This window comes from Mycobacterium sp. E796, assembly GCF_001672815.1.
In the GTDB taxonomy this organism is placed as follows: domain Bacteria; phylum Actinomycetota; class Actinomycetes; order Mycobacteriales; family Mycobacteriaceae; genus Mycobacterium.
On record NZ_LZKK01000151.1, the window covers coordinates 1 to 17352 of the forward strand.

A 17352-nucleotide genomic window follows, 5' to 3' on the forward strand; every position below is an offset into this window, starting at 1 on the left:
TCGCCATCGCCGACACCACGTCGACCCCGCGGCGTTCCAGCGCGTCGCGCAGCAGCTCGTAGTGCTGCATCTCGGCGGCGGCCATGCTCGCCATCGAGATCCGTCCCCGCAGGTCTGGCGCCATCCGCGCCTCGTCGGTGAGCCGGTAGAACGCGGCGACCTCGCCGTAGGCCAGCACCGCGAACAACTCGTTGACGCCAGGGTGATCCGCCGACAGCCGGGAGGCGGGGGGATCGTCCACCTGATCGGCTTGCAGGTCGGCTCCGGAGGGCCCGGAAAGGGGCGGGGTCATGGCAACACTCTAGTCGGCGGGTTTAGCACCAAATGGGCGCCAGCTTTCGACCAGCTATCATGGACGGAGGTATTGGCTGAATTTTTACCGCCGCCAGTATCTGCGAAATGTGCGTGCACAGCTGGCCCAGGATCCTCGGGCCGCGACTCGGCGACGTATTCGTAGTCGGAACTCGTGCGCGCGTGACCGCGACAGAGAACACCGACACAACAGGCGAATAACGTCACCGAAAGGCTTTCATCCGCGTATGACCGCACCCACCAGCACAACTGAACTCACCTTTGCCAAACTCGGCGTCCGCGACGAAATCGTCCGCGCACTGTCGGAGAAGGGCATCGAGAGCCCGTTTGCCATCCAAGAACTGACCCTGCCGCTGGCCCTCGCCGGCGACGACGTGATCGGCCAGGCCCGCACCGGCATGGGCAAGACCCTCGCGTTCGGCGTGCCGCTGCTGCAGCGCATCACCGCCGGCGCCGGCGTCCGGCCACTCAACGGCACACCCCGCGCGCTGGTCGTCGTGCCCACCCGCGAGCTCTGCCTGCAGGTGACCGAGGACCTGGCGGCCGCCGCCAAATACCTGACCGCGGACGACGACCGCCGGCTCTCCGTGGTGTCGATCTACGGGGGACGCGCCTACGAGCCGCAAATCGAGGCGCTGCAGACCGGCGCCGACGTCGTGGTCGGCACCCCCGGCCGGCTGCTCGACCTGGCTCAGCAGGGCCACCTGCAGCTGGGCGGGCTGTCCATGTTGGTGCTCGACGAGGCCGACGAGATGCTCGACCTGGGCTTCCTGCCCGACATCGAGCGCATCCTGCGGCAAATCCCCGAAGACCGGCAGTCGATGCTCTTCTCGGCGACCATGCCGGGCCCGATCATCACGCTGGCCCGCACGTTCATGAACCAGCCCACCCACATCCGCGCGGAGGCGCCGCACTCGGCGGCCACGCACGACACCACCGAGCAGTTCGTCTACCGGGCCCACGCGCTGGACAAGGTGGAGCTGGTCAGCCGCGTGCTGCAGGCCGAGAGCCGCGGCGCGACGATGATCTTCACCCGGACCAAGCGCACCGCCCAGAAGGTCGCCGACGAACTGGCCGAGCGGGGCTTCAAGGTCGGCGCCGTCCACGGCGACCTAGGCCAGATCGCCCGGGAGAAGGCGCTCAAGGCATTCCGCACCGGTGACATCGACGTGCTCGTCGCCACCGACGTGGCCGCCCGCGGCATCGACATCGACGACGTCACCCACGTGATCAACTACCAGATCCCCGAGGACGAGCAGGCCTACGTGCACCGGATCGGCCGCACCGGGCGCGCCGGCAAGACCGGCGTCGCCGTCACCCTGGTGGACTGGGACGAGCTGCCCCGCTGGACGATGATCGACAAGGCGCTGGGCCTGGAAACCCCCGACCCCGCCGAGACCTACTCCAGCTCGCCGCACCTGTACGACGAGCTGGGCATCCCCACCGAGGCGGGCGGCACGGTGGGCTCGCCGCGCAAGTCACCGGTCAAGCGCCGCGACACCGAACGCGAGGGCCGCCCGGCTTCGGAGAAGGCGGAGAAGTCCGGCCGCCCGCGCTCCGGCGCCCGGCGACGGCGCACCCGTGGCGGCCAGCCCGTCACCGCGCACCCCGCCGCCACGAACGGCGAGGCCCCCGCGGAGACGCCGCCCGGCGCGCCCGCCGGTAACTCGGGCAGCAGCCGGCGTCGCCGCCGGCGCCGCAAGCCCGCCGATAACCCAAGCACCGCAGCCGCCGCAGCCAACTGAGGCCCGCGCCGCCGCATGGTCAAACCGGAGCGCCGCACGAAGGGCGACATGGTGGCCGCGGCGGCGATCGCGATCGTCGTCGCCCTGGTGGCGGCGCTGATCTGGTGGACCAGCGACGCACGGGCCACCGTCAGCCGCCCCGCCGCCACCCCGGCGCCGGCCCCGACGCCCGCCCGCGAAGTCCCGGCCACCCTGAAGCAGCTGTGGACCGCGCGAAGCCCCGGCACCACCGCGCCCGTCGTGGTCAGCGGCACGATCGCCACCGCCGGCGGCCGCCAGGTCGACGGGCGCGACCCGGGCACGGGTCAGTCCCGCTGGAGCTACGCGCGCGACACGGACCTGTGCGGGCTGTCCTGGGTCTACCACTACGCCGTCGCCGTCTATAAGGACGACCGCGGCTGCGGGCAGGTCAGCACGCTCGACGGCGCCACGGGCCGACGCGGCGCCGCGCGCAGCGGCTACGCCGACCCGAGCGTGCGCCTTTCCTCCGACGGCACCACCGTGTTGTCGACCGGCGACACCCGGCTCGAGCTGTGGCGCTCCGACATGGTCCGAATGCTGGCCTACGGCGAGACCGACGCCCGGGTGAAACCGTCGGCGCGCGGGCTGCACTCGGGGTGCCGGCTGATCTCGGCGGCGGCCAGCTCGTCGGCGGTGTCGGTGCTGGAGAGCTGCGCCCAGCAGGCCGACCTGCGGCTGGTCCTATTGCGCCCCGGCAAGGAAGACGACGAACCCCAGCAACACGTCGTGGCAGAGCCCGGGATCGGGGCGAATTCGGGCGCCCGGGTGCTGACCGTCTGGGAGAACAACACCGCGGTGTACCTGCCGTCCCCGCAGCCCAGGGTCGAGGTCGTCGACGACACCGGCACGACCGTGGCGAGCACGCTGCTGGCCAAGCCTCCGACGAAATCGGCGGCGGTGTCGCAGACGGGCAACCTGGTCACCTGGTGGACCGGCGATTCGCTCATGGTGTTCGAGGCGAGCAACCTGACCCTGCGCTACACGATCGCCGCGGGCGAGACGACCGCGCCGCTGGGCCCGGGCGTCATGATGGCCGGCCGGCTGCTGGTGCCGGTCACCGGGGCGATCGGCGTCTACGACCCGCTAACCGGCGCGAACGAGCGCTATATCCCGGTGAACCGGGCGCCCAGCGCCGCCGCGGTGGTTCCGGCCGCATCCGGGTCGCGGGTGTTCGAGCAGCGCGGCGACACCGTGGTGGCGCTGGGCTGAGCCCGGCCGTTGCGTGTGAATCCTGGGCGGCGACACGCCGAGCGGCGGCGCCGTCAGCTCACACGGAAAGCCGTCAGTTCACACTCAAGCTGTCAAATCTCGACGGCGAACGTCGGCAGCGGCTTGCCCGTCTTCCAGTGCTTGAGCAACGCCTTCGCCAACTCGGCGTAGGCCACCGCGCCCTTGTTCTTGCGCCCCGCCATCACCGACGACCCCGAGGCGCTCGCCTCGGCGAACCGCACCGTGCGCGGGATCGGCGGGGCGAGCACCGGCATTTCGTAGCGGTCGGCGACGTCGACCAACACGTCGCGGGTGTGGGTGGTACGGGAGTCGTACAGCGTCGGCAAGGCGCCCAGCAGTCGCAGATCCGGGTTGGTGATCTGCTGGACGTCGGCGACCGTGCGCAGGAATTGGCCGACGCCGCGGTGGGCGAGCGTCTCGCACTGCAGCGGCACGATGACCTCGTCGGCCGCCGTCAGCCCGTTGAGGGTAAGCACGCCCAGCGACGGCGGGCAGTCGACGATGACTACGTCGAACTGGTCGGCGAGCTTGGCCAGCGCGCGCTTGAGCGCGTATTCGCGGCCGGCCCGCATCAGCAGCATCGCCTCGGCGCCCGCGAGGTCAATGTTGGCCGGCAGCAGCGTCATCCCCTCCATCGTGGTCACCAGCGCGGCATTCGGCTCGACCTCACCGAGCAGGACCTCGTGCACCGACACCGGCAGCTTGTCAGGGTCCTGGCCGAGCGAGAAGGTCAGGCAACCCTGCGGATCCAGGTCCACGAGCAGCACCCGCTGGCCCTCGTCCGCCATCGCCGCCCCAATCGAGGCGACCGTGGTCGTCTTGGCGACCCCGCCCTTCTGGTTGGCCACCGCCAATACCCGGGTCTTGCTCACGAGCGCCCGCCCCTCCTTGTTGCCACGGTCACAGTGCCCATCCTGGCATGTTCGGTCGCCATGTGCTCTAAGCAACGGCCTGGGATGTCGTCCGGCAGAATCGGTCGGCATGGGCATCTACAACCACCGGCTGGTGCTGCTCCGCCACGGCGAGACCCCGTGGTCCAAATCCGGCCAGCACACGAGCCGCACCGACCTCGAGCTCACCGATCACGGCCGGGTCCAGGCCGAGCTGGCCGGCCGCGTTCTCAGCGAACTGAACCTCGCCGACCCGCTCGTGGTCAGCAGCCCCCGCATCCGCGCGCTCACCACCGCCAAGTTGGCGGGCCTCACCGTCGATGAGGTGTCCCCAATGCTCGCCGAGTGGGACTACGGCGACTACGAGGGGCTGACGACCCCGCAGATCCGGGAACTCGACCCCGACTGGCTGGTGTGGACGCACGGATGCCCAGGCGGCGAGAGCGTGGCGCAGGTCAGCGACCGCGCGGACAAGGCCGTGGAATTTGCGTTGGGGCACATGGGCACGCGTGACGTGGTGTTCGTCGGCCACAGCCACTTCTCCCGCTCGGTGATCACGCGCTGGGTGGAGCTGCCGCTCGTCGAGGGCAGCCGGTTCTGGATGCTCGCCGGGTCGATCGCCGTGTGCGGGTTCGAGCACGGCGTGCGACAGCTCATGGCGCTCGGGCTGACCGGCCAGCCACAGGCGATCGCACCCGGGTGAGCGCCGAACCGCCGTTCGCGCTGTGCGGGCCCCAGGGGACGCTGGTCGCCGACGGGGTGCGCGCCAGCTACAGCGACGCCGCTGCTGCCCAGGAGGCGCTGCGCTCCGGATCCGCCCCAATAGTGTTGGGCGCGTTGCCATTCGACATGAGCCGGCCCGCGGCCCTGCTGGTGCCGGGCGCCGTGCGCTCCACCGACGGACCGCCCGACTGGCCGGCGGGCCCGCTGCCGCCGGTGCGCGTCGCCGCCGCGGTGCCGCCGCCGGCCGACTACCGCGACCGGATCATGCGCGCCCGCGAGGAGCTGGCGGCAGAAGACAACCCGCTGCACAAGGTGGTGCTGGCCCGCGCCCTGCAACTGGTCGCCGACGCGCCGCTGGATGCCCGCGTGATCCTGCGCCGGCTGGTCGCCGCCGACCCGGCCGCCTACGGCTACCTCGTCGACCTGACCGCCGCCGGCGACGACTACACGGGCGTCGCCCTGGTGGGCGCGAGCCCCGAACTTTTGGTCGCGCGCACCGGCGATCGCGTGGTGTGCCAGCCGTTCGCCGGTTCGGCCCCGCGGGCCGCCGACCCCGAAGCCGACGCGGCCAACGGGGCCGCGCTCGCGGGCTCCGCCAAGGACCGTCACGAACATCGGCTGGTGATCGACACCATGCGGGCGGCGCTGGAACCGCTGTGCGACAAGCTCGTCATCGCCGCCGAACCCCGGCTGAGCCGCACCGCCGCGGTCTGGCACCTGTGCACCCCGATCAGCGGACGTCTGCGCGAGGAGTCAACCACCGCAATCGATCTGGCGCTGGCACTGCATCCCACCCCGGCGGTCGGCGGCGTTCCGACGAAGGCCGCGACCGAGCTCATCGCCGAGCTGGAGGGCGACCGCGGCTTCTACGCCGGCGCGGTGGGCTGGTGCGACGCGGCGGGCGACGGCTCCTGGGTGGTGTCGCTGCGCTGCGCGCAACTGTCGGCCGACCGCCGCACCGCGCTCGCGCGCGCCGGCGGGGGCATCGTCGCCGAATCCGATCCCGACGATGAAGTCGCCGAAACCACAACCAAATTCGCCACCATTTTGAACGCGCTGGGAGCCGGGCAATGACGGAAAACATCCGCCGCGCCATCCCGGCGGACGCCGGCGATATTACCGACATGATTCACGGGCTCGCCGAATTCGAACGTGCCCCCGAGCAATGCACCGTAACCGAAACGCAAATTTCGACAGCGCTTTTCGGCAATTCACCCGTCGCGCACGGGCACGTCGCCGAGGTCGACGGCGAGCTCGCCGCGATGGCGTTGTGGTTCGTGAGCTTCTCCACCTGGGACGGGGTGGCGGGCATCTACCTCGAAGACCTGTTCGTGCGGCCCGGTTTTCGCCGCCGCGGCCTGGCCCGCAAGCTCCTGTCGGCGCTGGCCCGCGAATGCCTCGACAACGGCTACACCCGGTTGTCGTGGGCGGTGCTGAACTGGAACGTCGACGCCATCGCGCTGTACGACGGCGTGGGCGCCGTGCCGCAGCGCGAGTGGACCACCTACCGGGTGTCCGGCCCGCCGTTGGCCGAGCTGGCGGGGCGGCCCTGATCACGGCCGGCGGCCCAGCGCACGGCCGCCGGAGTGAAGAGCAAGACCAACACGCTCAGCGCCACGACGCCCAGCGGAATGCCGAAGGCCGGGCGGTGCGAGCCGACAGCGAGGTACCACGCCACCGGAAGCAACAACAGTTGCGTGAAAACGCCCACCCCACGGCCCCAGCGCTTGCCGAGCACCAGCGCGCGCCCCGCGGCAAGCACCACGGCGCCGACGAGGAGGAACCACACCGCCGTGCCCAGCCCGTTGACCACGCGTTGGTCGGCCCCCGCGATCCCCCGCACCACCAGCACCGCCGCCACGAGCAGCGCCGCCACGCCCTGCACCGCGACGATCACACCCGCCGCGCGGACGGTCGACGGGGCGCGCGGGTTCACAGCGCCAGCGTAGTCAGGGCTGCTTGCCGCACAGCGCGGCCATAACGGCCCCGCCTAAGCTCGTGGATCATGCGCGCCGTGCTGATCGTGAATCCCACAGCCACGTCCACCACTGCAGCCGGTCGCGACCTTCTCGCGCACGCGCTCAAGAGCCGCCTGCAGCTGACCGTCGAACACACCAGCCACCGGGGTCACGGCACCGAACTCGCGCACAAGGCGGTCGAGGACGGGGTCGACCTGGTCGTCGTGCACGGCGGCGACGGCACGGTGAGCGGCGTGGTGAACGGCCTGCTGGGGCGCCCCGGCACCGCAGCCTCGGGGCACGTGCCCGCCCTCGCGGTGGTGCCCGGCGGGTCGGCGAACGTGCTGGCCCGCTCGCTGGGCATTTCGCCCGATCCGGTCGCCGCGACCAACCAGCTCATCCAGCTGCTCGACGACTACCGCCGTCACCAGACGTGGCGCCGCATCAGCCTGATCGACTGCGGCGAGCGGTGGGCCGTGGTCAACGCCGGGATGGGCGTCGACGCGGAGGTGGTGGCCGCGGTGGAAAGGCAGCGCAACAAGGGCGTCAAGGTCACCCCGTTGCGCTACTGGCGCGTGGCGATACCCGTCACCTTGGCTTTCCGTCGTCGCGAGCCGATCCTGACGGTGGAGCTGGCCGGCCGCGAACCCGTCACCGGCGTGCACTTCGCGTGGGTGTCCAACACCAGCCCGTGGACCTATAGCAACAGCCGCCCGCTGGTGACCAACCCCGGCTGCAGCTTCGAGTCGGGCCTCGGGGTGTTCGCGCTCACCGAGATGAAGGTGTTCCCCACGTTGCGGCTGGTCAGCCAGCTGTTGGGCAGCGGGCCGAAGGGCGAACCGAAACAGCTCATCCGCGACGACAACGCCACCTGCCTGCGGGTGACCTCGACCGGCGGCCCGGTGGCGAGCCAGTTCGACGGGGATTACCTCGGACTGCGCCAAACCATGACATTCAGGACGGTCCCGGATGCGCTGCCGGTGGTCGCACCGCCTCGAAAAAACCACCTCTGAGCTGCGAAAACCAGCCAATCGGACGAAAATCACAGGGGAAATCGCCCGGCAGTGTAGTACAACGGACTAAGGGCTCGAATAAGAAGTCTGTGAAGTGAGATAGCCCACGAGCTACGCACGACTATTGACATCTGTAGAGCCTGTGAAACGATCGAAAGGTTGCATGCAGGAATTCACGTAGGGGCGCGGACCCTTTTCTTGTGCACGCTTTAACAGCCGAAGAAAAAGACCGTGCGCCTTGCTGCGCACTCAGTGAGGAGTAACAACTTATGGATTGGCGCCACAAGGCGGTCTGTCGTGACGAGGACCCGGAGCTGTTCTTCCCGGTAGGGAACAGCGGCCCGGCGCTCGCGCAGATCGCTGACGCGAAACTGGTCTGCAATCGGTGCCAGGTGACCACGGAATGCCTGTCGTGGGCCCTGAACACCGGCCAGGACTCGGGCGTCTGGGGGGGCATGAGCGAAGATGAGCGGCGCGCACTCAAGCGTCGCAACGCCCGGACGAAGGCACGCAGCGGAGTCTGACGCAGTCTGCATACGGTGCGGCCCCGACATTGTCGGGGCCGCACCGTTGTGTAGGCGTCCGTCTATATCAACAACCTTGTCCGGCGCCCGATCGGCACCCGCAACACCACATCGGTGCCGCGGGCCGGGGCGTGCCGCATCCCCAGCGTGCCGTCCAGCTCCGCCGACACCAGGGTCCGCACGATCTGTAGGCCCAGGCTGTCGGAGTTGTCCAGGCTGAACCCGTCGGGCAGTCCGCGGCCGTCGTCGTGCACGACGACGTCGAGCCAGCGCGCCGAGCGCTCGGCGCGAATGGTGACGGATCCTTCCTGCGCGGCCGGGTCGAAGGCGTGCTCGATCGCGTTCTGGACGAGTTCGGTGATCACCATGATCAGGGCCGTCGCGCGGTCGGAGTCCAGCACGCCCAGGTCGCCGACACGGTTGATGCGGATGGGCCGGTCCACCGACGCGACGTCGTTCATGATCGGCAGGATCCGGTCGATGACCTCGTCGAGGTTCACCTGTTCGTCCACCGACATCGACAGCGCGTCGTGGACCAGGGCGATCGACGACACCCGGCGCACCGACTCGATGAGCGCCTCCCGCCCCTCGGCGTTGGCGGTCCGCCGGGCCTGCAGGCGCAGCAGCGCGGCCACCGTCTGCAGGTTGTTCTTCACCCGGTGGTGGATCTCGCGAATGGTGGCGTCCTTGGAGATCAGGGCCCGGTCGCGGCGCTTGACCTCGGTGATGTCGCGGATCAGAACGGCGGCACCGGCGCTGGCGCCGTGCACCACCAGCGGCAGCGTCCGCAGCAACACCGTGGCTCCCCCGGCGTCGATCTCCATCCGCATGCTCCGCCCGCCGGCGAGCAGGTCGAGCACGTGCTCGGCCAGCTCCTGCGCCTCGAACGGGTCGGAGATCAGCGGCCGCGTCACCTTGACCAGGTTGCGCCCCTCCAGCTCGGCCGTCAGCCCCATCCGGTGGTACGCCGACAGCGCGTTGGGGCTTGCATAGGCGACGACGCCGTCGACGTCGAGGCGGATGAAGCCGTCGCCGGCGCGGGGGGTCGAACGCGACATGACCACGTCGCCGACGTCGGGGAAGGTGCCCTCGGCGAGCATGTGCATGAGGTCCGTAGCGCACTCCTGGTAGGCGGTCTCCAGCTGGCCGGACGCGCGGACGGCGGCTTCCGCGGTTTGGTGCCGGGTCAGCACCGCGACCACGTTGCCGCCGTAGCGCACGGGGGACGCCTCGACGTGCGGGCCGGGCAGCTCCGCCGAATGTGGTTGGCCTGCAGGGTGTTCCTGCACGACGACGGCGCCGGTGTCGAAAGCCTCGGCGACGAGCGACAGCCGGTCGGCGGGGACGACGCTGCCCACCGCGTCGGTGAGCAGCACCGTGGGCGCGGTGTTCGGGCGGCACTGCGCCACGCACACCAGCACGCCGTCGTCGCGGCGAACCCACATCAGGTAGTCGGCGAACGACAGATCGGCCAGCAGCTGCCACTCCCCCACCACCGCGTGCAGGTGGTCGACCGCGTTGCCCGGCAGCATCGTGTGTTCGGCGAGCAGATCACCGAGCGTGGACATCCATCACCCCCGCGTCGATTCCCGGCGGCAGATACGAACGGCCCAAACGGCTAGCTGATGACGGCGATAAGGTCGCCCGCCTGAATGACGTCGCCCACCGACACGCTCACCTTGCTGACCGTGCCGTCGACTTCGGCCAGGACCGGGATCTCCATCTTCATCGACTCCAGCAGCACCACGGTGTCGCCCTTACCGATCGGATCACCCTCGCTGACGACGACCTCGAGCACGCTGGCCACGATCTCGGCGCGAACATCCTCCGCCATCTTCACCCCACTCATCCTGGCCATTGGCGCATGCCGACTGCTGGTCTATCAAGCTCATGTATATCGAACCACAGGACCGGTCGGGACCGCGGCACGCGGGGCGTGAGACAATGTGAGGCAAGCTAACGGGTGCGCGGCGCCCGACCAATCACGGAGGTTCGAAGAGATGGCCAAGCGTGGCCGAAAGAAGCGCGACCGCAAGTACAGCAAGGCCAACCACGGCAAGCGGCCCAACTCCTGACGGAGTAGCTATTCCACCCCACGGATGATGGTGGTCCGGCGGATTTCCAGCCGGAGGCGTTCCTTTAGGCCCTCGGGGGCTTTCTCGCCCGTGCACTTGGCCGCGATCAGCGCCTTGAGCCGCTCCTCGATGCCGTAATGCTGGAAGCATCCGGGGCACGCCTCGAGGTGCTGGCGCAGCCGCTCCTTCGCCTCGGGCGTGCATTCGCCGTCGAGCAGGGTCCATACCTCGGCGATCACTTCGGCGCAGCCCACTCCGTGGGAATGGCTGTCATCGGCGCGCGGCTCGGCGGGGCCGGCGAACTCGCTCATGACGGCACCTCCTCGTGCGCATGCTGGCCGCGGTTGAATCCGCGCTCCTTGGCCACGTCGGCCAGGAGACCGCGCAGCTGACGTCTGCCGCGGTGCAGCCGAGACATTACCGTCCCGATCGGCGTGTCCATGATCTCGGCGATTTCCTTGTACGGGAAACCCTCGACGTCGGCGTAGTAGACGGCCATCCGGAACTCCTCCGGCAACGCCTGCAGCGCCTCTTTGATCTCGTTGTCGGGCAGCGCCTCGAGCGCTTCGACCTCCGCCGAACGCAGGCCGGTCGAGGAATGCTCGGCATTGGACGCCAACTGCCAGTCGGTGATCTCCTCGGTCGGGTACTCGGCCGGCTGGCGCTGCCGCTTGCGGTAGCTGTTGATGTAGGTGTTGGTCAGGATCCGGTACAACCAGGCCTTGAGGTTGGTGCCGGCCCGGAACGAGCGGAAGCCCGCGTAGGCCTTCACCATCGTTTCCTGCAGCAGGTCCTCCGCGTCGGCGGGGTTGCGCGTCATGCGCAGCGCGCCGCCGTAGAGCTGGTCCAGCAGCGGAATCGCGTCGCGCTCGAACCGCGCCGTGAGTTCCTCGTCCGTCTCCTGCGGCGGTGCCGGTTCGGCAGCCCCCAGAGTCGCCTCGCCGTCGGTATCGGCCATCTTCAGTAACACGGTCCCTTCTGCAGCGATGTCGCCGGCCGGCACCGAGAACGCCGCCGAGCTCGCAAGCGACCGGGTCAACTGCTCGTCCCACTGGGCAGCGCCCACTAGGCACGTCGCGGTTGGCACCAGACTGCTCCTCCCAATCTAAAGGCTGCCCCCGACAGTGTCCGCCCGGGCTGCGCATCTGCATCAGAAACCGACTGTTTTAACAGCATGGAGCAGCCGGCTATTTCCCGGGCGGAATCGGGCCGGTTCCCCCGTGGCGTTAATGTGACGCCATGTCCCTGAACGGCAAGACCATGTTCATCTCCGGCGCCAGTCGCGGAATCGGCCTGGCGATCGCCAAACGGGCCGCGCAGGACGGCGCCAACGTCGCGCTGATCGCCAAGACCGCCGAGCCGCACCCCAAGCTTCCGGGCACGGTATATACCGCCGCCAAGGAGCTCGAGGACGCGGGCGGGCAGGCCCTGCCGATCGTCGGGGACGTCCGCGACCCGGAATCGGTCGAGGCGGCGGTGGCCAAGACCGTCGAGCAGTTCGGCGGCATCGACATCTGTGTGAACAACGCGTCGGCGATCAACCTGGGCTCGATCACCGAGGTCCCGATGAAGCGGTTCGACCTGATGAACGGCATCCAGGTGCGCGGCACGTACGCCGTCTCGCAGGCCTGCCTGGCGCACATGAAGGGCCGGGAGAACCCGCACATCCTGACGCTGTCGCCGCCGGTGCTGCTCGGCAAGGAGTGGTTGAAGCCGACCGCCTACATGATGGCCAAGTTCGGTATGACGCTGTGCGCGCTGGGGATCGCCGAGGAGATGCGCGACGAGGGCATCGCTTCGAACACGCTGTGGCCGCGCACGCTGGTGGCCACGGCCGCAGTGCAGAACCTGCTCGGCGGCGACGAGGCGATGGGCCGGGCGCGCAAGCCCGAGGTGTACTCCGACGCGGCCTACGTCATCCTCAACAAGCCCGCCCGCGAGTACACCGGCAACATGCTGCTGTGCGAGGACGTGCTGGTGGAATCCGGCGTCAAGGATCTGTCGGTGTACGACTGCATTCCCGGCTCCAAGCTCGGCGTCGACTTCTGGGTCGACGGCGTCAACCCGCCGGGGTACACCGGGCCTTAAGGAACCCAAAATGGCCGCCGCCGCCACACCGGGCATCGCGGCGCTCGTCAAAGCCGGTGTGCCGCACGAGATCATCAAATTCGACCACGATCCGCGGGAATCGTCGTTCGGCGTCGAGGCGGTCCACGCGCTGGGCCGCGCCGGCGTGGTGCCGGAACAGATTTACAAGACGCTGATCGTCGCCGTGCCGAATGGGCTGGCCGTCGCGATGGTTCCCGCGGCGTCCAGATTGTCGCTCAAGGCCGCGGCCGCGGCGCTGGGAGTAGCCAGGGCCGAGATGGCCGAACCGGGTGCCGCCCAACGGGCCACGGGCTACGTGGTCGGCGCGGTATCACCGTTCGGGCAACGCAAGCGCCTGCCCACGGTCGTCGACGCCGGCGCGCTCGGCTTCGACCGGGTGTACTGCAGCGCCGGTCGTCGCGGCTGGGACGTCGCGGTGGCACCTCAGGACCTGATCCGGCTGACTGGCGCGGTCACCGCGGACATCCAGGCCTAGGCGCGTTCCGGCTCCGCGAGCCTAACCGCACTGCGAAAATCCGCGCCAATTTTCGCAGCCAGGTTAGGCTCGCGCGCCAAAGGTGTTGCAGCCTAGGGCCGGTCGCCCGCCTCGCTGAGGAATCCCTCGATGACGGGGGCGAGTTCGGTCGCGTTGTGCACGATGTCGATATGACCGCCCGAATGCAGGTACAGAATGGAATGGGGCAGCAGCCGGTGCAGGATGTGGGCGTTGACCACCGGGATTATCGGGTCGTCGGTGCCCGAGACGATCAGCGTCTCCTGCCGCACGGCGGGTAGCGCGAACAGGCTCGTCCAAATCGACCCGGCGAGCAGTTGGTGCAGGTAGCCCATCTTCGATCCGGCGTGCAACTGCCGCACGAACAGGCGCGCCACGTCTTCACCGTGGGCGCGCACGGTACCGCCGTAGAGGTCACCGGCGATCGAAGCGGCGTAGTCGGGATCCGAAAACCTGCGCGGGGTAATCATTTTGGACAGCACCGATAAGCGAGCGGGCACCATGAGCACGCCGGTGCCGGTCGCCACCAACACCATGCGACGGCAACGACGCGGGTTCTGGAAGGCGAACTGCTGCGCCAGGGCACCGCCCCAGGACAGCCCGAAGATGTCGACCACGCTGATGCCGAGTTGGGACAGCACCCGGCCCAAAACCCAGGCGAGGTAGGGAATCCCATACGGCAGCGGCGAGGTCGGCGATCCCCCGGTGCCCGGCACGTCGAACCTGATCACGGTCATCGGCAGCTGTTCGACCAGCGGATCGAGCACCTCGAGGCTGGCGCCAATGCCGTTGCACAGCACCAGTGGCACGCCCGTTCCCTCGCGCACGTTCACCCGGATCCGCTGACCGCCCGCGCTGACATAGCGCTCCTCGCCGATCGTGCTCGGCGTTACCACGCGCAGGCGCCTCCGCGGCGCGCCACGCTTGCTCACTTCTCCATCACATAACCGCCCGGGGCCGGGCCGAGCGGCGGAAGGCCTTCTGCCCCAAGCGCTGTCGGGGCGTCGACCTGCGGGCCGCTGCGCTCGGCGAGCCAACCGGCGTAGTCTGGCCACCAGGAGTCACTGGACTTCTGCGACGACTCCAGCCACTGTTGCGGGTCTTCGGCCTCGACGGGACCGGCTCGAAACGACGCCTTGGGGTTGCCCGGCGGGTTGACCAACGCGGCGATGTGGCCGCTGGTCGACAGCACATAGCGGTTGTCCTTGCTGCCCAGCAACCGCGCGCTCCGATAGGTGGCCTGCCACGGGCAGATGTGGTCGGCGATGCCCCCGACGACGTACGCGTCCGCGGTGATTTTCCCGAGGTCGACCGGGCTGCCCAGCATGGTGAGCGCGCCCGGGGTGACCAGGTCGTTGCGCTGCGCCATCAGGATCATGTCGCGGTGCAACGCGGCGGTCATCCGGGTGGTGTCGGCGTTCCAGAACAAGACGTCGAACGCCGCCGGCTTGCGGCCCTGCACATAGTTGTTCACCCAGTAGCGCCAGACCAGGTCGGTGGGCCGCAGCCAGGCGAACATCTCCGCCATGTCGCGCCCGTCCAGGTAGCCCTTCCGGCGCGAGACCCGGATCGCCGCCTGGGCCGCGCGGTCGCTCATCATGGCGGCCGCGAAACCGGCCCGGGTCTCGTCGAGCACGGTGACCGACAGGTTGAGCCCCGCGATCCGGTCGCCCTGTCCGATGTCGGCGAGGTGGGCCGCCGTCATCGCCGCCAGGATGCCACCCGAACAGGTGGCCAGCAGGTGGGTGCTGTCGGTCCCGGCGATCTTCTGCACCGCATCCATCGCCTCGACGATCGCGGCGCCGTACGCATCGAAGCCCCAATCCCGGTGCCGCTTTTGCGGATTGCGCCACGAAATCGCGAAGACCTGTTGGCCTTGCTGGACGAAGTACTCGATCATGCTGCGCCCGGGGGCGATGTCCATGATGTAGAACTTGTTGATCACCGGCGGCACCATCAGCAACGGGATCTCGTTGACCTTCGGCGTTTGCGGCGCGTATTGGATCAGCTCGAACATCGACGTCCGCAGCACGACCGCCCCCTTCGTGACGGCCACCGTCTCGCCCACCACGAATGCGTCGGGCTCGACCATCGCGGGCACCCTGGGCTTCGAAAGCATGTCCCGTGCAAAGGTTTTCAGCCCGCGGACCGCGCTGAGCCCGCCGGTGTCGATCATCGCCTTCCAGCCCAGCGGGCTGATCAGCGGGTTGTTGCTCGGGGCCAGGCCCTCGACGAGGTTGTCGATGACGAACCGCATTCTCTCGTTGTCCCGCCAGTCCAGCTGGGCGTCGGCGAGCAGCCCCTCGGCGGCCTCGCTCGCCGCGAGGTAGGCCTGCATGATCCGGTGCAGGACGGGGTTGTCCTGCCAGGCGGGGTCGCTGAAGCGCTTGTCGGCCCGGGCCGGGACGCGCTCGGAATTGCCCGCCGTGATGGCGCCGAGCTCACGCGTGAGCGCGCCGACCCGGCCGGCGACCGCGCCGGGTTGCTTGGCGAGGTTGACACCGAAGCGGGTCCAGGTGTCGTCGGGCATCATCCGGCTGACGAACGGCTTGGTGGCGCTGGTCAGCAGCAGGTCGAGCGGGGCGGCAAGCTCGTCGGGTTTGGTCGTTTGAGCGGTCATGGCTATCGCGTGCTTTCGGTTGTCGGGGCGGTGATTTCGCGTTTGAGGAGCTTGCCGGTCGGCCCCTTGGGCAGCTCGTCCACGAGCCACACCAGGCGTGGGTACTTGTACGCGGCCACCCGGGCTTTGACGTAGTCGCGCAACTCTTCCGGCGTCGCCACCGCGCCCTGCTTGAGCGCGACCGCGGCCCCGACGTCCTCGCCGAGGGAATCGTGCGGGACGCCGATGACGGCGGCCTCGGCCACCGCCGGGTGTTCGTAGAGCACTTCCTCGATCTCGCGCGGATAGACGTTGTACCCGCCCCGGATGATCATGTCCTTGGTGCGGTCGACGATGTAGAAATAGCCGTCCTCGTCGACTCGCCCGACGTCGCCGGTGTTGAGCCAGCCGTCGGCGGTGACCGCGGCCCTGGTCGCGTCCGGGAGGTTCCAGTAGCCCTTCATCACGTTGTGGCCGCGGATCTGGATTTCGCCTGACTCCCCCCGCGGGACCTCGACGCCGTCCGGGCCGACCACCCGCATCTCGACGCCCTCGATCGGGGTGCCGATCGAGCCCGCCTTGCGGGGCCGGTCCGGATGATTGAACGCAGCCGCCGGGGAACTCTCGGAAAGCCCGTACCCCTCGAGAACCGTGCACCCGAAAGCCTTTTCGAAGTCGTTGAGGACCTGCACGGGCAGCGCCGCGCCACCCGAGACGCAGGTGCGCAGGCTCCTCGTCGCCCGGGGCGCCGCCTCGTCCGCCACGGCGAGCAACGCCGAATACATGGTCGGCACGCCTTCGAACACCGTGACGGCGTCCCGCTCGATCACCTCGAGGGCCTTCGCCGGGTGGAAACGCGGGATGAGCGTCAGCGTCGCACCGCTGAGGACAGAACCGTTGAGGGCGCACGTCAACCCGAAGACGTGGAACAACGGCAGGCAGCCCATCACCACGTCGTCGGGCCCGAGCTCGACCAGCGTCCGGACACTGACCTCGGCGTTGCGGCCAAGGTTGCCGTGGGTCAGCATGGCGCCCTTTGGTTTCCCCGTGGTCCCTGACGTGTGCAGGATGACGGCGACGTCATCGTCGTCGCGCGGCACCGGGGAGGTCTGCGCGGGTAGGTCGGCGGTCAGTTCCGCCAGCCCGGCGTCGTCGACGAGCCAGCACTGCGCCCCGGCCTCGGCCGCTCCCTCGGTCGCCTCCTGAGCGAAGGACGGCGTGGCGAACAACGCCTTGGCGGCGGTGTTGGACAGGTAGTAGGAGACCTCGCGGGCCTTGAGCAACGGGTTGATCGGGACCGCGACGGCGCCGCGGTACATGATCCCGAAGAACGCGACGGCGAACGCCGGCGTGTTGGGCAGCATCACGCCCACGCGGTCGCCCGGCTGAACTCCCGCGCGCTCGAGCAGCGTCGCGACCCGGGCCGCCGCGGCGTCGAATTCGGCGTAGCTCACCCGCAAGTCGTCGCAACGCAGCGCCACCCGTTGCGGGTGACGGTCTTTTGATGCGACGAGGTTGGCGCTCAACGCGGTCATGGGGTGCCTCCGGGACGTGCTTCCTGAGTGGTTCAATCGTGATCCGGGCGGCCCCGGGCGACAATGTTCACGGAGACAACGACCGTGCCGGTTGGCTGTGACCGGTCACATTCGCCACCGCCCGG

The 17352-nt window shown here is 69.2% G+C and carries 20 protein-coding genes; 10 read left to right on the top strand and 10 right to left on the bottom strand.

Going from position 1 to position 17352, the window contains the following annotated elements:
• On the bottom strand, positions 1 to 292 hold a 292-nt coding region (locus tag A5706_RS11100; protein WP_231985177.1), incomplete at its 3' end, for a ferritin-like fold-containing protein.
• Positions 293 to 539: 247 nt separating this feature from the next.
• Between A5706_RS11100 and A5706_RS11105 the strand changes: the two genes are divergently transcribed.
• Both A5706_RS11105 and A5706_RS11110 read left to right on the top strand, forming a co-directional pair.
• A complete protein-coding gene (locus A5706_RS11105; RefSeq protein ID WP_068130188.1) occupies positions 540 to 2057 on the top strand; it encodes a DEAD/DEAH box helicase in 1518 nt (505 codons plus the stop codon).
• A gap of 15 nt (positions 2058 to 2072) precedes the next feature.
• On the top strand, positions 2073 to 3287 hold the full coding sequence (locus A5706_RS11110; RefSeq protein WP_068130191.1) for a hypothetical protein: 1215 nt from the start codon (positions 2073 to 2075) through the stop codon (positions 3285 to 3287).
• A 92-nt stretch (positions 3288 to 3379) separates the two neighbouring features.
• Here the strand turns inward: A5706_RS11110 and A5706_RS11115 are convergent, their stop codons facing one another.
• Positions 3380 to 4180, bottom strand: a complete 801-nt coding sequence (locus tag A5706_RS11115) for a ParA family protein (protein ID WP_068130194.1) — start codon at positions 4178 to 4180, stop codon at positions 3380 to 3382.
• 109 nt (positions 4181 to 4289) lie between these two features.
• On the opposite strand from A5706_RS11115, the gene A5706_RS11120 reads away from it, so the two are divergent.
• The 3 genes from A5706_RS11120 to A5706_RS11130 are packed head-to-tail and all read left to right on the top strand — an operon-like array spanning position 4290 to position 6474.
• Positions 4290 to 4901 carry an acid phosphatase gene (locus A5706_RS11120; RefSeq protein ID WP_068130195.1) on the top strand — a complete coding sequence of 204 codons (612 nt, stop codon included), beginning with the start codon at positions 4290 to 4292 and terminating at the stop codon, positions 4899 to 4901.
• Entirely contained in the window at positions 4898 to 5995 is a 1098-nt protein-coding gene (locus A5706_RS11125) for an isochorismate synthase MenF (RefSeq protein WP_068130198.1), read from the top strand. The genes A5706_RS11120 and A5706_RS11125 overlap by 4 nt, the downstream gene beginning before the upstream one ends.
• Positions 5992 to 6474, top strand: coding sequence for a GNAT family N-acetyltransferase (locus A5706_RS11130; protein ID WP_068130201.1), 483 nt, complete (start codon positions 5992 to 5994; stop codon positions 6472 to 6474). Before A5706_RS11125 ends, A5706_RS11130 begins: the two co-directional genes overlap by 4 nt.
• Here A5706_RS11130 and A5706_RS11135 read toward each other — a convergent pair.
• Positions 6426 to 6857: a hypothetical protein gene (locus tag A5706_RS11135; protein WP_068130206.1), complete on the bottom strand. Its 432-nt coding sequence runs from the start codon at positions 6855 to 6857 to the stop codon at positions 6426 to 6428. The genes A5706_RS11130 and A5706_RS11135 overlap by 49 nt on opposite strands.
• Before the next feature lie 69 nt (positions 6858 to 6926).
• On the opposite strand from A5706_RS11135, the gene A5706_RS11140 reads away from it, so the two are divergent.
• Positions 6927 to 7892 carry a diacylglycerol kinase family protein gene (locus A5706_RS11140; RefSeq protein ID WP_068130208.1) on the top strand — a complete coding sequence of 322 codons (966 nt, stop codon included), beginning with the start codon at positions 6927 to 6929 and terminating at the stop codon, positions 7890 to 7892.
• A 269-nt stretch (positions 7893 to 8161) separates the two neighbouring features.
• Positions 8162 to 8416 (top strand): transcriptional regulator WhiB1, encoded by a 255-nt coding sequence (gene whiB1 / locus A5706_RS11145; protein WP_066932419.1) that lies wholly within the window; start codon positions 8162 to 8164, stop codon positions 8414 to 8416.
• 62 nt (positions 8417 to 8478) lie between these two features.
• Here the strand turns inward: whiB1 and A5706_RS11150 are convergent, their stop codons facing one another.
• Positions 8479 to 9984 carry a sensor histidine kinase gene (locus tag A5706_RS11150; protein WP_068130210.1) on the bottom strand — a complete coding sequence of 502 codons (1506 nt, stop codon included), beginning with the start codon at positions 9982 to 9984 and terminating at the stop codon, positions 8479 to 8481.
• A gap of 50 nt (positions 9985 to 10034) precedes the next feature.
• Entirely contained in the window at positions 10035 to 10250 is a 216-nt protein-coding gene (locus tag A5706_RS11155; RefSeq protein WP_068130251.1) for a biotin/lipoyl-binding carrier protein, read from the bottom strand.
• A 166-nt stretch (positions 10251 to 10416) separates the two neighbouring features.
• On the opposite strand from A5706_RS11155, the gene A5706_RS35220 reads away from it, so the two are divergent.
• Positions 10417 to 10491: a 50S ribosomal protein bL37 gene (locus tag A5706_RS35220; RefSeq protein ID WP_003416889.1), complete on the top strand. Its 75-nt coding sequence runs from the start codon at positions 10417 to 10419 to the stop codon at positions 10489 to 10491.
• A gap of 8 nt (positions 10492 to 10499) precedes the next feature.
• Here the strand turns inward: A5706_RS35220 and rsrA are convergent, their stop codons facing one another.
• Both rsrA and A5706_RS11165 read right to left on the bottom strand, forming a co-directional pair.
• Positions 10500 to 10802 carry a mycothiol system anti-sigma-R factor gene (gene rsrA, locus A5706_RS11160; RefSeq protein WP_068130213.1) on the bottom strand — a complete coding sequence of 101 codons (303 nt, stop codon included), beginning with the start codon at positions 10800 to 10802 and terminating at the stop codon, positions 10500 to 10502.
• Positions 10799 to 11449, bottom strand: a complete 651-nt coding sequence (locus tag A5706_RS11165; protein WP_173817447.1) for a sigma-70 family RNA polymerase sigma factor — start codon at positions 11447 to 11449, stop codon at positions 10799 to 10801. The genes rsrA and A5706_RS11165 overlap by 4 nt, the downstream gene beginning before the upstream one ends.
• 281 nt (positions 11450 to 11730) lie before the next feature.
• Between A5706_RS11165 and A5706_RS11170 the strand changes: the two genes are divergently transcribed.
• The gene (locus A5706_RS11170) at positions 11731 to 12579 is read left to right on the top strand and encodes an NAD(P)-dependent oxidoreductase (RefSeq protein WP_068130221.1); all 849 of its coding nucleotides are present in this window, start codon (positions 11731 to 11733) and stop codon (positions 12577 to 12579) included.
• Positions 12580 to 12589: 10 nt separating this feature from the next.
• Positions 12590 to 13075, top strand: coding sequence for an aminoacyl-tRNA deacylase (locus A5706_RS11175; RefSeq protein WP_068130225.1), 486 nt, complete (start codon positions 12590 to 12592; stop codon positions 13073 to 13075).
• A 92-nt stretch (positions 13076 to 13167) separates the two neighbouring features.
• Here A5706_RS11175 and A5706_RS11180 read toward each other — a convergent pair whose 3' ends face one another.
• Genes A5706_RS11180 through A5706_RS11190 form a run of 3 tightly spaced genes read right to left on the bottom strand, consistent with a single transcriptional unit; the run spans position 13168 to position 17227 of the window.
• Positions 13168 to 13995, bottom strand: a complete 828-nt coding sequence (locus A5706_RS11180; protein WP_068130253.1) for an alpha/beta fold hydrolase — start codon at positions 13993 to 13995, stop codon at positions 13168 to 13170.
• A gap of 26 nt (positions 13996 to 14021) precedes the next feature.
• Positions 14022 to 15713 (bottom strand): alpha/beta hydrolase, encoded by a 1692-nt coding sequence (locus A5706_RS11185; RefSeq protein ID WP_156767067.1) that lies wholly within the window; start codon positions 15711 to 15713, stop codon positions 14022 to 14024.
• 2 nt (positions 15714 to 15715) lie between these two features.
• Entirely contained in the window at positions 15716 to 17227 is a 1512-nt protein-coding gene (locus A5706_RS11190; RefSeq protein WP_068130227.1) for a long-chain fatty acid--CoA ligase, read from the bottom strand.
• Positions 17228 to 17352 lie beyond the last annotated feature (125 nt).